General features: G+C 52.8%; 14 protein-coding genes. 12 read left to right on the forward strand and 2 right to left on the reverse strand.

Features of this window, described 5'->3' with window-relative positions:
• Positions 1-111: 111 nt before the first annotated feature.
• Positions 112-930: a purine-nucleoside phosphorylase gene (locus tag U868_RS0114555; RefSeq protein ID WP_004238831.1), complete on the reverse strand. Its 819-nt coding sequence runs from the start codon at positions 928-930 to the stop codon at positions 112-114.
• A 169-nt stretch (positions 931-1,099) separates the two neighbouring features.
• On the opposite strand from U868_RS0114555, the gene U868_RS0114560 reads away from it, so the two are divergent.
• From U868_RS0114560 to U868_RS0114610, 11 genes are all read left to right on the forward strand, one after another.
• Positions 1,100-2,308 carry an ROK family protein gene (locus U868_RS0114560; protein WP_025153928.1) on the forward strand — a complete coding sequence of 403 codons (1,209 nt, stop codon included), beginning with the start codon at positions 1,100-1,102 and terminating at the stop codon, positions 2,306-2,308.
• Between the two features lie 193 nt (positions 2,309-2,501).
• Positions 2,502-2,906, forward strand: a complete 405-nt coding sequence (locus tag U868_RS0114565; protein ID WP_025153929.1) for a DUF4878 domain-containing protein — start codon at positions 2,502-2,504, stop codon at positions 2,904-2,906.
• Complete coding sequence (locus U868_RS0114570; protein WP_025153930.1) at positions 2,906-3,469, forward strand: YiiX/YebB-like N1pC/P60 family cysteine hydrolase; 564 nt, start codon at positions 2,906-2,908, stop codon at positions 3,467-3,469. Before U868_RS0114565 ends, U868_RS0114570 begins: the two co-directional genes overlap by 1 nt.
• A 42-nt stretch (positions 3,470-3,511) precedes the next feature.
• Complete coding sequence (gene rnz / locus U868_RS0114575) at positions 3,512-4,429, forward strand: ribonuclease Z (protein ID WP_025153931.1); 918 nt, start codon at positions 3,512-3,514, stop codon at positions 4,427-4,429.
• A gap of 91 nt (positions 4,430-4,520) precedes the next feature.
• Positions 4,521-5,444, forward strand: a complete 924-nt coding sequence (locus tag U868_RS0114580) for a LysR family transcriptional regulator (RefSeq protein WP_025153932.1) — start codon at positions 4,521-4,523, stop codon at positions 5,442-5,444.
• A gap of 324 nt (positions 5,445-5,768) precedes the next feature.
• Positions 5,769-7,349, forward strand: coding sequence for an L-lactate permease (locus tag U868_RS0114585; RefSeq protein ID WP_025153933.1), 1,581 nt, complete (start codon positions 5,769-5,771; stop codon positions 7,347-7,349).
• A gap of 46 nt (positions 7,350-7,395) precedes the next feature.
• Complete coding sequence (lldD, locus tag U868_RS0114590) at positions 7,396-8,538, forward strand: FMN-dependent L-lactate dehydrogenase LldD (RefSeq protein ID WP_025153934.1); 1,143 nt, start codon at positions 7,396-7,398, stop codon at positions 8,536-8,538.
• Positions 8,539-8,894: 356 nt separating this feature from the next.
• Entirely contained in the window at positions 8,895-10,469 is a 1,575-nt protein-coding gene (locus U868_RS0114595) for a PTS sugar transporter (RefSeq protein ID WP_025153935.1), read from the forward strand.
• Positions 10,470-10,592: 123 nt separating this feature from the next.
• Entirely contained in the window at positions 10,593-11,435 is an 843-nt protein-coding gene (locus U868_RS0114600) for a hypothetical protein (RefSeq protein WP_004235917.1), read from the forward strand.
• 43 nt (positions 11,436-11,478) lie between these two features.
• On the forward strand, positions 11,479-12,288 hold the full coding sequence (locus U868_RS0114605; RefSeq protein WP_025153936.1) for a Cof-type HAD-IIB family hydrolase: 810 nt from the start codon (positions 11,479-11,481) through the stop codon (positions 12,286-12,288).
• A 43-nt stretch (positions 12,289-12,331) separates the two neighbouring features.
• Positions 12,332-13,087 carry a DeoR/GlpR family DNA-binding transcription regulator gene (locus U868_RS0114610; protein WP_025153937.1) on the forward strand — a complete coding sequence of 252 codons (756 nt, stop codon included), beginning with the start codon at positions 12,332-12,334 and terminating at the stop codon, positions 13,085-13,087.
• A gap of 2 nt (positions 13,088-13,089) precedes the next feature.
• On the opposite strand, the gene U868_RS0114615 is transcribed toward U868_RS0114610, so the two are convergent.
• The gene (locus tag U868_RS0114615) at positions 13,090-13,767 is read right to left on the reverse strand and encodes a DUF421 domain-containing protein (protein WP_025153938.1); all 678 of its coding nucleotides are present in this window, start codon (positions 13,765-13,767) and stop codon (positions 13,090-13,092) included.
• A gap of 312 nt (positions 13,768-14,079) precedes the next feature.
• On the opposite strand from U868_RS0114615, the gene U868_RS0114620 reads away from it, so the two are divergent.
• Entirely contained in the window at positions 14,080-14,589 is a 510-nt protein-coding gene (locus U868_RS0114620; protein ID WP_025153939.1) for a hypothetical protein, read from the forward strand.
• Positions 14,590-14,886: the final 297 nt, after the last annotated feature.

Here is a 14,886-nt window from a genome sequence, read left to right on the forward strand (position 1 = left end):
AAAGAAAAAAAGGCCGCCGACGTCCCATGATGTCAGGGCGGCCTCTGAACGACGGTTTTCTTAATGTTATACTGAGAAAAAGAAAATCACGCTTAGCTGATGATTATCTGATTAAAAACGGGAAATAATACCGGTAACCAGCTTCAGGAAAGTGCTTTTCACCCGCTCAGCGGTTTCAATCACTTCGTCGTGGCTAAGCGGCTGGTCGAGAATACCGCACGCCATATTCGTCAGACAGGAAATCCCCAGGGTTTCAATCCCGGCGTGACGCGCCACCAGTGCTTCCGGAACAGTAGACATACCCACCGCATCCGCGCCCAGTGTGCGGATCATGCGGATTTCCGCCGGTGTTTCATAAACTGGGCCGGTCCACCAGGCGTAGACACCTTCGCGCATGGTCACGCCCTGCTCTGCGGCTACCGCTTTGGCGATACCGCGCAGATTTTTGCTGTACACTTCGCTGACATCCAGGAAACGCACACCCAGATCCGGATTATTCGGCCCGATCAGCGGATTATTTGCCGTCAGATTGAGGTGGTCTGTGATCAGCATCAGGTCGCCCGGGGCAAAACCGGTATTTACTGCCCCACAGGCATTGGTGATGATCAGCTTTTCGACACCCAGCGCTTTCATCAGACGCACCGGGAAGGTAACCTGATCCAGCGACACGCCTTCGTAATAGTGGAAACGGCCTTTCATCGCCACCACGGTTTTGCCGCCCAGCGTGCCGATAACCAGCTCATTGGCATGGCCGACAGCGGAAGAGCTGGCGAAATGCGGAATATCGTTGTACGGAATGCGGACAGCATTCTCCAGGGTATCAGCAAACGGTCCCAGACCGGAGCCTAAAATGATACCGATGGTTGGTTTAACAGTGATCTGCGCTTCGACGAACGCTTTGCTTTCTGCGATATCAGCGGTGAGATGCATTATTTATCTCCTGAATTTATCCGGGATGTAACAATTGATGAAATGTATGCCGCGATTGTAGATCAGATGTAAACACGGAAACAGGATCTTCTTCTCAATATGAGAAAAAGGATCCGGATACAATGATGAATAACAGACAGTGCCCCGTGATAAAAGGAGATTCGGGCTTATGACGTTATCCGGCATACTCAGTGAATTCCGGTTATCCAAAAACTCCAAAACCCGGAAACTGAAAACCCTCTGGCAGCTGATTCTGAATGACGGGCCGATCCGCGCGGAAACACTGTCAGAAAAAGCCAACATGAATGGCGCCACCTGTGCGCGGCTGCTGGATGAGCTGAGCAGACTGGGTCTTATCAGCGCGGCAGAACTGGGGCAATCGACCGGCGGGCGCAAACCGATTCTCTACAGTGTCAATCCGGACAGGGGGCGGCTCGCCGGGATTGAAATCAGCAATATCTATTCCACGATTGTGCTGCAAAACCTGAAACTGGATGTGCTGGCGACCTGCAAAATCAAAGCCGCCGGACAGGAAACGCCGCAGGTGCTGCTGGAGCGGCTGCTCACCCGGCTGTTATCGCTGCTGGAGGAGCATCACCTCAGTACGGATGATCTGCTCGGTATCGGCATTGCGGCGGATTACACCCTGCCTCCCAGCAGTGACCGACGCGCCATGAACGATTATCTGATCCCGTTACTGCGGGAGATGGCGGAAAGCCGCACCGGGTGTCAGGTGACTATCGGCAGCGGGGTGAATTTTGCTGCGCTGGCAGAATACCGGCTGCGCCACAAAGAGAGCCGCCGCCTGTTTTTCACAACCTGTGACGCGGAGATCCGCAGCAGTACCATTCTCAGCGAGCCTGTCCGCTTTATGCCGCCGGGCTCGGAAAATGCGTTCGGGCATATGACGCTCGATCTCCACGGCCGCGCCTGTGAATGCGGCTCGTTTGGTTGTCTTAATCAGTACAGTTCACTGGAAGCTATCCGCAAAACCGTGATTCAGCATCTGCGGCGCGGCAAAGCGTCCGTTATCACCTCGCTGGTCAGTGATGAGCAGGAGATTGATTACCACGTGATTTTTAAAGCCCTTGAGCTGGCCGATCCAATCTGTACCGATGCACTCGAAGAGGCTGCCTATTATTACGGTCTGGCAATCGCCAATACCATCCTCTCCTTCCAGCCGGATGTGGTGATCTGCGGCGGGACGCTGACCCCGAAACACACTTTCTTTGCCACTGTGCAGAAAACCGTGGCGCAAAAACTGGCCGGATTCCCGCAGATTAACACCCGGATAGTGCCCGCGTTTGATTCCTATGAGGTGGTTTCTCAGGGAGCCGGTGCAATGGTACTGGAGAGCCTGCTCAGCGATACGCCCTGATAATCCTCTGCCCGAGTTTTCCTGAACAGGTATCCGCATAATAACCTGCGCAGTGTCGCCCTCACTGCGCTATCTTTCCCTGAATCCGCCGTCAGCGTTATATACAGGATTGCCAAGCCGCCGGATGTCCGTATACTGCCGGTATTTTCATCAGAAAATAATAAAAACACCTGTTGTCTTTTAAAGGAAAACTATGTTTAAAAAAATCGCCCTTACCCTGATGCTGCTGGCCGGCAGTATGATGCTGACTGCCTGCGGCAGTGATTCCCCGCAGGATGTCGTTAAACAGTTCTACAGTGCTGTTGAGAAAAAAGATGCGGATAAAGCTTATGATCTGCTCGCCATCCCGGAAAAAGATAAACAGAAAAATGAGATGGAAATCAAAGGGAAAGTACAGATGATTGTCGGCGATATGGCGCGCCGCATTGAAGGTAACGGCGGCGTGGAAAGTACGGAAGTGAAATCCGTCGATATTGATGAAAACAACAAACGCGCAACCGTGATTCTGACCGTGAATTTTAAGGACGGCAAACAGAAAGATGAGCGTTTCCTGCTGACACAGGAAGACGGCGGCGACTGGAAAATCATCCTGCGCTGATGAGACACACACTCTGCGCCGGGCTTCTGCTCCCGGCGCTACTGACAGCGGCACTGCCGCTGCGGGCGGCAGTACCGCCGCCCGGCATTCAGAGTGGTGACCTGGTTTTCCGGGACGGCGGCGAAGCCATCAGTGAGATTGTCAGAAGTATTGACAGCAGCGGTTTCAGCCATGTCGGTGTTGTTGATATCACACCGGAAGGTACTTATGTCATTCACGCCACCCCGCAGGAACACCCGGGCGGTATCAGCGGTGTGAATCGTGACCCGCTTGATTTCTTTATTCAGCATGCCAAAGACGGACAGGTGACCTGGTATGCCGTACAGGCAGACAGTGAAAACCACCGGCGCGCCCGTGATAATGCCCTTGCGCGGCTCGGTACGCCTTTCAGCATCAACCCGCAGGACGGACTGTACTGCACGCAACTGGCGGCAGACGCCTGGCAGTCCGCCGGGGTCACGATTATCACCGGCAAAACCCGTCTGAGTTTACCGCTGGCGGAAGAACCGTTAATCTTACCGGAAAATATGACCCGCTCGCCGCAACTTCGCCGTATTCCGTAATACCGGCCTCTGTCCGGCAGCAACTGCAATACAGGGAACAACATGGAGTTAATTTTTCTGGGCACCGGTGCCGGTGTTCCGTCGAATGATCGCAACGTCAGCAGCCTGGTACTGGATCTCAAATCATTACAGCGCGGTCTGTGGATGTTTGACTGCGGCGAAGGCACTCAGCATCAGATTCTGAAAAGTCCGGTCAAAATCCCGAAACTGGAAAAAATCTTTATCACCCATCTGCACGGCGACCATATTTTCGGCCTGCCCGGCCTGTTATGCAGCCGCTCCATGGGCGGATGTGAGGAACCACTTACTCTCTTTGGCCCGCAGGGGCTGGCGCAGTTTGTTGAAACGGCACTGACACTCAGCGGCTCGTATCTGACCTTTCCGCTGGCGATCATTGAGATAGATAAAGAAGGCGTGATTTACGATGACGGGCAACTGAAAGTCAGCGCTTACTCACTTGAGCACCCGGTGATCAGCTACGGTTACCGGATTGAAGAACATGATAAGCCCGGCGCGCTGGATGCACAGCGCCTGAAAGCCGAAGGCGTGCCGGGCGGCCCGTGGATGCAGATCCTGAAACAGGGTGGCGAAGTAACACTGGACGATGGCCGGGTGATCTGCGGGGCGGATTACCTCGGCGAACCGCAGCGCGGACGCCATCTGGTGATTTTCGGGGATACCGCACCGTGCGAAAATGCGCTGAAACTGGCACAGAATGCCGATGTGATTGTGCTGGAAGCTACGCTTGACGGCACCATGACAGACAAAGCCAACAGCCGCGGACACTCTTCCACTGTGCAAACAGCTGCCCTGGCGCGGAATGCCGGGGTCGGTACGCTGATCGCCACCCATTTCAGCGGACGCTATAATGAAGAAGATTGTGAGCGCTTACTTCGAGAGTGTCAGGCGATTTTCCCGGCCACCGTGTTTGCCTTTGATCACATGATATACCCGCTGTAACCAGTCTGTCTCCGGCGTGATTATCACTGTTACACAGATTTTGATATAGTGAATGCTGTTCATTATTTCATTCACTGCCGGAGGTTTTATCATGCTGCCCGCCCACGAGTACGCCAATGATCTGATTTTATTTGCGCTGATTGTGGATTGCGGCTCCTTCAGTAAAGCGGCGGAAATGGCCGGTATCACCGGCTCCGTACTCAGTAAGCGGGTAGGACGGCTGGAAAAAGCGCTCGGCGCCCGTCTTCTGTACCGCACCACCCGCAGCCTCTCTGTCACGGAAAACGGCCGCGTGCTGTATCAGCATGCCAAATCCCTTACCGGCCAGGTTCACAGCGCCCTGCAGGCGGTCAGTGCCAATAGTGATGAGCTGACCGGGCTTATCCGTATGTCAGTGCCCACTATCTCCGGAGAGCTGGTTCTCAGTGATAGTGTGGCGGAATTTTGTGAAAAATACCCGAATGTGAAAGTGGAAATGCATCTGGAGAACCGGTTTGTTGACCTGGTGAATGAACGAATTGACCTGGCTATCCGCACCGGTATGATGAGTGACTCCAGCCTGATAGCCCGCCCGCTGATTGACTCTCACTGGGTGATCCTTGCCTCCCCCCGCTATCTGGAAAAACACCCCGCGCCGCAGAATCCGGAAGATTTACTGACACACAACTGCCTCACATACACCTATCAGCAGAGCGGGACCTCAAACTGGCTGATGCGCCGCCCGGACACCGGTGAAATCTATGAATTGCAGGTAAGCGGTAATATCGCGTTCAATAATGCCCGCGCCATCCGCAAAGCGCTGCTCAGCGGTCACGGTATCGCCATGGTGCCGCGCTGTATGGTGCATGAGGATCTGGAGGCCGGATTGCTGACCGAAGTCCTGCCGGGTTACAGCGGTAAAAAACTCGGCGTGTATGCCGTATATCCTTACACCCGTCATCTGCCGGTGAAAATCCGCCTGCTGATCGATCATATTCAGCAGTCATATCAGGCAATCCGTCCTTATTTCGGCTGACAGATTCAGGATTGTTATCTGTTCATGCCTGCGGATTAGTCGATTTTTGGAATTTCTCTATTGACCGTTATGGCCTAATTAATGTGACCCCGTCCTTTCATCATACAAATTAACCCATTAACCTACTGATAAATAACATTTTTTCATTTCCTTTCTTCACCTGATTTTCTGCCTTTTTCGTCATTTCCTGCCCGCACTGAATTGTTAAGAAAATGCAGCATAGATAATTCTTTTTGGTTGTGATTAAAATAATTCTGTAATAAAAATTTAACGAATCCTGCATGCAATATTAATTTTAAAACAATAATAATGTCAGAGGGCTTTATGGCTATTTTTTTCAGTCTTGCACCGATCGTGATGTTAATCTGGATGATGACAAAACGCCGCAGTATCCCTTCTTACGCCGCATTACCTTTCACCGCCGCCGTGGTGTTCTGTATCCAGCTGTTCTGGTTTAAAACGGATCTCACACTGCTGAGTGCGAATATTGTCACCGCCTTTATTTCTGTGCTGACACCGATCACCATCATTGCCGGGGCAATTATGCTCAATAAGCTGATGCAGGTGAGCGGCGCGGAAAATGTGGTACGCAGCTGGCTGGAAAATATCAGCCCGAATCCGGTGGCGCAGCTGATGATTATCGGCTGGGCATTCGCCTTTACCATTGAGGGCGCAAGCGGGTTCGGTACCCCCGCCGCTATCGCCGCACCAATCCTGGTCGGTCTCGGCTTCCCGGCCATGCGGGTTGCCCTGCTGACGCTGGTGATGAACTCCGTGCCGGTCTCGTTCGGCGCCGTCGGTACCCCGACCTGGTTTGGTTTTGCCAACCTCGGGCTGAGTGAGGAGAGTGTTTATCAGATAAGCCACTACTCCGCGCTGATCCACTTTGTCGCTGCATTTGTGATCCCGCTGCTGGCGCTGCGTTTTATTGTCAGCTGGCAGGAAATCCGCCGCAATATCGTGTTTATTCTGATCAGCGTGCTCGCCTGTACCGTGCCGTATCTGCTGCTGGCACAGGTCAACTATGAGTTCCCGGCGCTGCTCGGCGGAGCTATCGGCCTCGGGATCTCGGTGGTGACTGCCCGTGCCGGTATCGGCCTGACCCGCACAGAACAAAAAACAGAGAAAAAAGTGATCCCGTTCGGGCAGGTTATCAAAGCGATGACCCCGACCCTGCTGCTGATCGGTATTCTGATTGTTACCCGCATCCACCAGCTCGGCCTGAAAGGGCTGCTCAACAGCACTAACGTGATTTGGGAAGGAACAATCGGTTTCCTGGGCCATATCACGCTGAGTGATGCACTGATTGTCCACCTGAGCAATGTATTCGGTACCCCGGCGGCGGCAGACTATAAAACCCTGTACGTCCCGGCGCTGATCCCGTTCTTCCTCGTGGTATTTATCGGTATTTTCCTGTTCCGCCTGAAACGGACGCAGGTAAAAACCATGTTTGTGCAGACCGCACAGCAGACCAACAAACCGTTTATTGCCCTGTTTGGCGCGCTGATTATGGTAAACCTGATGATGCAGGGTGGCGAAAATGCGCCGGTTTACATTATCGGCCGCTCACTGGCGGGAGCCACCGGCGAGAGCTGGATCTACTTTGCCTCTTATCTCGGCGCACTCGGGTCATTCTTCTCCGGCTCCAATACCGTGTCCAACCTGACCTTCGGCGGTATCCAGCAGTCGATCGCGCAAACCACCGGACTGAATGTCAATTTAACCCTCGCGCTCCAGTCTGTCGGCGGTGCGATGGGGAACATGGTGTGTCTGAATAATATTATCGCTGTCTGCACCATCCTCGGTATTACCAACGCCGAAGGGTCAATTATCAAAAAGACTGTGGTTCCGATGTTTATCTACGGCGTGATTGCCGCCGTGATGGCACTGATACTGACCCTGTAACCGGGCACAGTGCTGAATTTGTTACATACATATACAGGTATTTAAGATGATTATTTCCGCTTCAACAGACTACCGGGCGGCCGCCGAATCCAGACTGCCACCCTTCCTGTTTCACTATATTGACGGCGGGGCGTATGCCGAGCATACCCTGAAGCGCAATACGGCGGATCTGGCGGATATCGCCCTGCGTCAGCGGGTGCTGCGCGATATGTCGTCTCTCAGTCTGGAAACTGAACTGTTCGGGGAAAAACTGGCGATGCCGGTTGCCCTGGCGCCGGTCGGGCTGACCGGCATGTACGCGCGGCGCGGTGAAGTGCAGGCGGCGAAGGCAGCGGCCAATAAAGGCGTGCCGTTTACCCTGTCCACCGTCTCCGTATGCCCGATTGAGGAAGTTGCCCCGGCGATTGAGCGCCCGATGTGGTTCCAGCTCTATGTGCTGCGCGATCGCGGTTTTATGAAAAATGCCCTTGAGCGCGCCAAAGCCGCCGGGGTCAAAACGCTGGTCTTTACCGTTGATATGCCGGTACCGGGAGCGCGTTACCGTGATGCTCATTCCGGGATGAGCGGCCCGAATGCCGCCATTCGCCGCGTGTTACAGGCGATGGTTCACCCGCGCTGGGCGCTGGATGTCGGCGTACTCGGTAAACCGCATGATCTGGGTAATATCTCGGTCTATCGCGGCGCACCGACCAAACTGGAAGATTATATCGGCTGGCTGGGGGCAAACTTCGATCCGTCCATTTCCTGGAAAGATCTGGAATGGATCCGCGAGTTCTGGGAAGGCCCGATGATTATCAAAGGAATTCTGGACCCGGAAGATGCGAAAGATGCAGTGCGTTTCGGCGCTGACGGTATTGTAGTGTCAAACCACGGCGGCCGTCAGCTCGACGGTGTGCTCTCCACCGCCCGCGCCCTGCCTGCTATTGCCGATGCGGTGAAATCGGATATCACTATTCTGAGTGATTCCGGGATCCGCAACGGCCTTGATGTGGTGCGGATGCTGGCGCTGGGGGCGGATTCTGTCCTGCTGGGTCGTGCTTTTGTCTACGCCCTCGCGGCACAGGGACAGGCGGGTGTCGAAAATCTGCTGGATCTGATTGATAAAGAGATGCGCGTGGCAATGACACTGACCGGTGCAAAAACCATCCGTGATATCACCCGCGACTCGCTGGTTAATCTGCCCGGCTGATCCGTTTTTTTACTTTTCAGCAAAAGCCACTCCCGTGAGTGGCTTTTTTGTTTTATGTGGTTTTCTTGTGTTAACTGCCCGATTAATTATGATCAAACTCACACAAAACAACATAAAGCAAAATAATTAGCTAATAATTAAACGGAATTAAATATAACAGAATTACCAAAAAACCAGCTGATAACACTAATAAATGGACACATCATCGCTATTTTCCCCGGATTGAATCAATTCAGTGATTATTTCATAAACAACGCATCCTATTTTGATGTGTTGATTTACGTTGTTATCCCAAGCAATATCAACAAAAAACAACAATAAGTCGTTACTTACCCTGAACCCCCTGAGGTCCGATTATGAAAAAAATTGTCATACTGGGCAGTAGTGGCGGGAACCTGTACAACCTCGGTGGTGCAGATCCTGAAAAACTTCTGAGCGAAATCTACACGCAATGTCAGTCCGCCGGTGTGTCTGTTGCCGCAGTGCAGTTTATTGCAGCACAGGCGTCGATGGATGTTGCCAAACCCTCTACCGCCGCCGCGGTGTATACCCTGACCGATTCTGATGCTGTACCTGCAATCACGTTCTCCGGCACCCTCGCGGAAGTGAATGATGCAGTGCGCGGCAGTGATGAACAGATTGCCCGGCTGATAGAACAGGGCGATATCGACGGCATCATTATTATGAGCGGCGATCCGCACAACGCCAACCGCCTGGCACTTCAGGCTGCGGCGGAAAAGAAAGTGCCGATCGCCGGTACCGGCGGTACCTCAATGGCCCATATCGCCGCCGCCGGTGCCAATGTGATTGCCACCTCCGGCACCACCGGTACCACCAGCAGAACCCGGGCGATTTCATTTATCTCCTCCCTGTGCAAACACTGGGGGATTAAATTCCGTCCGGTACTGGGCAGTGCAGGCAGCACCGGCGGGCCGTCTGATAAGAGCCTGCTTAAACGGATGAATATCCGCGGCATTATGATCCCCGCCCTGCCCGGCTTTATTGCCATGGCGATTGTGCTGGCGCTGAGCCACATCCCCGGGCTGGAAAGCCTGGATGCGATTTTCCAGCTGCTGCTTAAAGGATTGCCGGTGATTGTGGCGGTGATTGCCGCCAAACAGGTTTCCGAACTGGATGAGGTTTCGATTGTTTCCGGGGTTGTCGCCGGGGTGCTCTCGGTAGAGGGGGGGCTGATCGGCGGGATCGCAGGCGGGATTATGGCGGGTATTTTTGTCCGTTACCTGTTTGCCCTGTGCATCAGCTGGAAATTCCCGATGACCACTGTCAACATCGTGGCGGGCGGGATTTCCGGTCTGGCCGCCGGTCTTATCATGTTCTACTTCCTCAGCCCGCTGGCACTGCTGGCCGGTAACTACATCAAACTGGCACTGGAAAGCACCCTCGCGTTCAGTCCGGTACTGGCAGGTCTGCTGGCGGGTCTGGTTATCTGGCCTGCGATCCTCGGCGGTGTTTATCACGCGGTGATCCTGCCGCTGGTGCTGCTTGAGATGGAAAAAACCGGTGTCAGCTTCCTCGGCGCGGTGGATATGGTCGGGCTGGTGATGGTTGCCGCCGGTATTAACCTGGCAAACGTTATTGCCCCGCGTGAACGCAGTGAGGCCGCTGTCGCCGCCCCGGGACTGCTTATCAATCTGGGATTCGGCACCTTTGTGGAATCGGCGTATCCCTTCATGTTTGCCAACAAAATCGTGTTCGGCGGTGCCATTCTCTCCGCCGGGATCGGCGGCATGATGCTCGGCATGTTTAATGTCAAAGGGGTGGCGTATGTACCGGCGTTTGCCTCTCCGTTCTTATCCAGTAACGCACTTTACATGGCGCTGACCATGACCGTGATTCTGGTTTTAACCTGCGCCATTACTGTCATCGCCAACCGTTTCAGTGCCGTGACAACCGTGAAAGCCGCAGGCTGATGCAAAGACACCACAGCAAATAATAAGTGTGAAAAATATCACACGCCAACACCAGGGCTTTATGAAAACGGCATCTTCGGGTGCCGTCATACAAAAACACAAAAAAAGTAATAAGAGGTTGATATGTTTATAGGTGATATGAATAAAAAACGTGAACAGGCCATGGCGAAAGTCAGAAATGCTATTGCGCTGCACAACGGGCAGACTCTGCTCAGCACGGGTATCACCGGTGATGACGCGCGACTGGCGAAAGCAGTGTGTGATGCCGGGGTCAAAATGCTGGAGCCGAACCATCCGGCGCTGGCGCTGGCACGCGGACACCGTGGCGTGAATAACATGCACGCCGCCGAGCAGATCCGCCATGAAATTTCCACCGCGCAGATGGCGGAAGCTGTCAACGGTATCCGCAACGTGATCCCGGATGATGTCTTTATTACAGTCGGGATTGCCGGCGGATTCACCGAAACCATCCCGGTGCCGGTAACAGAAGAAGATATTTTGCAGATCGCCCGCGCCGGAGCGGACGGCCTGCACACCCATAAATCCACCTTTGAAGATCTGGCAGATATTGTCAGTCTCGCACACCGCTTCGGCCTGACCGTGGATGCTTACATCGGGCACCCGGACGATCTGCACACCTTCGGTATCCCGGCGGAAACCCCGGAAGAGGTCGCGGAAGTGGCGAAGAAAATGGAAGCCATCGGCGTGGATATGATCGGCCTGATGACCGGTATGAGCTACGAGGGCGTGGCTGCCGGTGAAATTCCGGAGCAGATTAAAGCCCGGCTGAAAGCGTTAGTCGGCGCGGTCAGCGTCCCGACACTGGCAGAAGGCGGTATTAACGTTGCCAATGCCAAAGCGTTTAAAGAAACCGGGGTGAATATTTTAGTGGTCGGCACCGCGATTGATAACGTGGTGTGTCAGGCGGCCGCACAGGTCACTCAATCCTTTATTCATCACAACTGACTGGATTTCCAATGCGGGGGCACGGCTCCCGCTGAGGCTTTTTATGACCACACTGGCTATCGATCTCGACGGCACACTTTTACATCCGGATAACCGTATTTCAGAGGGCAACCGCCGTGCACTGCTGGCGCTGCCGCCGGAAACGGATATTGTGATCTGCTCTGCCCGCCCGCTGCGGGCAATTTTGTCTCTGACAGACAGCGCCGGGCTGCTTCCGGTACTCCGGGCTATCGGTGCCTGTAACGGCGCGGTTATATATGACTGCCGCACACAAGCCGTTCTCAGCCGGACTGCCCTCTCTCCGGACGTGTTATCCGCACTGCAGCACCTGCTCACCACCGGCTGGCATGCTTTCGGGGAGGATGCGCTGCTCTGTCCGCCGGGGGAAATATCAGAATACACCATTCATGAAGCTGAATTATTCGGCCTGCCAATACAAACGCTCACGGCAGACGATATTTTCAGCCGGACAGATATCATTAAAATCACCCTGTGCGGGGAAACGGTATCCCTGCGGCAACGGGCTGACATTCTTCGCCCGCAGTTACCGGCGGAGATAAGCGCATTCTTTACCGATCAACACTATTTTGAACTGGTACCGGCATCCGTGAGCAAAGGACATACCCTGCGTATACTGGCGGAGTGCGGTATTCTCCGGCCGGGAACCATCATGGCCATCGGGGATCAGGAAAATGATCTTTCTTTATTTGCCGCAGCGGATCTGCGCGTGGCAATGGGCAATGCCGTACCGGCACTGAAGCAGGCCGCCGGATACATTACCGCTGACTGCCGGGAAGATGGCGTTGCTGCCGCACTTCGGCATTACAGGGCGGCATTTCGCAACGGCGCATAATGCGCTAATATTGTTCATGTTTACGAGTGTGATGAGAACGGTCATGAATCCGATAAAAAGAAAGGAATACATTCTCGATTTGCTGAATCAGCAAGGGGAAGTCAGTGTGCAGGATCTTGCTGATACGCTGAATGTCACCTCTGAGACGATCCGCCGTGACCTCTCCATTCTGGAGAAAGAAGGCGAGATCATCAAAATCCACGGCGGGGCGATGAAGAAAAAGAGTATCAGCGAAGGCAGCTTCGAACAGCGGCTGGAACTGAACCGTGAGGAAAAAATGATCCTCGCGCGCTATGCTGCCGGGCTGATTTCTGAGCATGACACACTGTATATCGATTCCTGTTCGACAACCCTGCTGTTTTCCGCGCAGTTACCGGCGATTGCGTTTACCGTTTTCACCAATTCCGCCCTTATCGCGGATAAAATTGCCTCGCAGAACCCGCTGGCGAAAGTGTATGTGCTGGGCGGTGAATACAGCCATGAATTCCGGGCCAATCTCGGCGTGAAAACCCTGCATGAAATTGACCATATTTATGCGGACTTTGCCTTTGTCGGCGCAGGCGGCGTGCGTGATGAAGGTATTCTGGTCAAAAGTGTCGAAGAAGGCATGATCGCACGGAAAATGCTGGAAAAAAGTAAACAGAAAGTCATCCTGGCCGACTCCAGTAAATTCGGCCAGCAGGGGATTTTAAAGATCGCAGAAATTGCCGTTATCGATAAAATTATCTGTGACGATAAATGGCAGAAAGCGCACGAATTCCGTGAAAAATATCCGGAAAAAGTGGTTATCGTGCCGTGATCTTACGGCTGTGCCGGTTCACGGTGATGGCCGGTCATCCGCCCGTCTTTCATCACCACATTGAGGCTGCCGTTATAAAACTCCGCCAGGAATACAGTCTCAGGATCATCAATGCCCTGCTGTTTCAGGCAGCCAGCCAGCCACTCCTCATCATGACCAATCTGTTCCAGCTCATGTTTGCGCGGCACGCCGTCCTTCATCACAATGACAGACGGCATCTGTGACTGGTCACAAATCACCGTCAGCTGACCGTCCGGCTCTATCTGCGCATAATATACATCACGGAATGAGTAGATCCCCTGTGCATGCATGCGGGAGGTGATATTCAGAATATCGATTTTATTGCGCTTCTCATGAATGCTGTCCATGATAAACGCCCCGTTTTTAATAATCGGGATCGGGTTACCGATAGTCACCGCCCGCAGTACACTGATATGTTTGCTGACCCAATTGATTATGCTGATAAAACTCACGCCCATCAGCAGAATAATAATATATTGCGTCAGCGGAATGGTATCACTGTAAATAACACCGCCGATAATGCCGCCCAGTACAAAGTTGCCGATAAAATCAACCGGTGTCATTTGTGATAATTGGGTTTTCCCGGAGATATTCATGTGGGTTAACACAATAACAAAACCGATGAGAAATTTAACGATAACCAGCAGATAATATGTCATGGTATTTCCTTACACTGACAAATGTCGATAACCAACTGAAATAAAACACATTAATGTGTTACGCGTATAAAACCACGTTCTGTATTGATATTACCGGATATTGTTATACTGCGGGATATTATTTTAGGGCGTTACTGATAAATTTCCCCCCGGTGCTATACAACCGGCGCTTCATTATTCTATGCTGAAAAGGATAACCCTGACAGAAAATTATATCTGTCAGCAGGCTGCCTGATTTTATTATATAATCAATAATCACGGACACGATGTTATCCGGTTATTTTACTCAGTATTGCTGAAGAGGAGTTAATCATGAAGAAAGCATTATTAAGTTCACTCATCCTTGCAGGGGTATTCGCACTGGCCACCGGCTGTGACGACAGCAGCAAAACCGACCCTGCGGCGCAAAAAGCACAGGAAGGCGCTGCGCAGATAAAAGAAGCCGCTGAACAGAAAACGGATGAACTGAAGCAGGATGCCAAAGACGCAGCGGATAAAACTGAGCAGAAAGCCGCTGAACTGCAACAGGATGCCACTGACGCCGCCGGTGATGCCAAAGAAAAAGCCGGTGCGGTGATGGCTGACGCAAAAGAGAAAGCTGCCGAAATCCGTGACAGTGCCGATGCCAAAGCGGATGAACTGAAAAAAGAAGCTGATGCCCTGCTGGCTGATGCCAAAGATAAAGGCGAAGACGCCAAAAAAGCCGCAGAAGAAAAAGCCGCAGAACTGAAACAAAAAGCGGATGACGCCAAAGCCGCTGCTGATAAAAAAATTGATGAGCTGAAACAGGATGTCAGCGGAAAATCTGCGGATGCTCAGTAAACCGGAACAGGTAATATCCCGTACCAATCCGTAAAACAGCCGCCAGCCGGAAACAATGATTGTTTCCGGCTTTTTTATTGTGTTATTTCAGGTAGTTTTCCGGTTTCCGCAAATAAAATTCACCGCAAAAAAGATCTCTTTATCCCGCCCAAATCCCCCGCGACTTGCCGCAGAGGGACATTTTTGGCACTATAATCCTCTTTTTTTCACCAACCGGGGTAATAAAATCTGATATCACCGCATTTTTCCCGCAGGTTTAGCCTGTATTCATCTCCGTTTTTTCTGATCTCCCGCTGA

Origin of the sequence: Morganella morganii H1r (assembly GCF_000633515.1) — a bacterium.
GTDB lineage: Bacteria > Pseudomonadota > Gammaproteobacteria > Enterobacterales > Enterobacteriaceae > Morganella > Morganella morganii_B.

Bases quoted from the DNA above. Each gene is read 5' to 3' on its own strand.
- U868_RS0114555 (WP_004238831.1), bottom strand. From the start codon at position 930: ATGCATCTCACCGCTGATATCGCAGAAAGCAAAGCGTTCGTCGAAGCG.
- U868_RS0114560 (WP_025153928.1), top strand. From the start codon at position 1,100: ATGACGTTATCCGGCATACTCAGTGAATTCCGGTTATCCAAAAACTCC.
- U868_RS0114565 (WP_025153929.1), top strand. From the start codon at position 2,502: ATGTTTAAAAAAATCGCCCTTACCCTGATGCTGCTGGCCGGCAGTATG.
- U868_RS0114570 (WP_025153930.1), top strand. From the start codon at position 2,906: ATGAGACACACACTCTGCGCCGGGCTTCTGCTCCCGGCGCTACTGACA.
- rnz (WP_025153931.1), top strand. From the start codon at position 3,512: ATGGAGTTAATTTTTCTGGGCACCGGTGCCGGTGTTCCGTCGAATGAT.
- U868_RS0114580 (WP_025153932.1), top strand. From the start codon at position 4,521: ATGCTGCCCGCCCACGAGTACGCCAATGATCTGATTTTATTTGCGCTG.
- U868_RS0114585 (WP_025153933.1), top strand. From the start codon at position 5,769: ATGGCTATTTTTTTCAGTCTTGCACCGATCGTGATGTTAATCTGGATG.
- lldD (WP_025153934.1), top strand. From the start codon at position 7,396: ATGATTATTTCCGCTTCAACAGACTACCGGGCGGCCGCCGAATCCAGA.
- U868_RS0114595 (WP_025153935.1), top strand. From the start codon at position 8,895: ATGAAAAAAATTGTCATACTGGGCAGTAGTGGCGGGAACCTGTACAAC.
- U868_RS0114600 (WP_004235917.1), top strand. From the start codon at position 10,593: ATGTTTATAGGTGATATGAATAAAAAACGTGAACAGGCCATGGCGAAA.
- U868_RS0114605 (WP_025153936.1), top strand. From the start codon at position 11,479: ATGACCACACTGGCTATCGATCTCGACGGCACACTTTTACATCCGGAT.
- U868_RS0114610 (WP_025153937.1), top strand. From the start codon at position 12,332: ATGAATCCGATAAAAAGAAAGGAATACATTCTCGATTTGCTGAATCAG.
- U868_RS0114615 (WP_025153938.1), bottom strand. From the start codon at position 13,767: ATGACATATTATCTGCTGGTTATCGTTAAATTTCTCATCGGTTTTGTT.
- U868_RS0114620 (WP_025153939.1), top strand. From the start codon at position 14,080: ATGAAGAAAGCATTATTAAGTTCACTCATCCTTGCAGGGGTATTCGCA.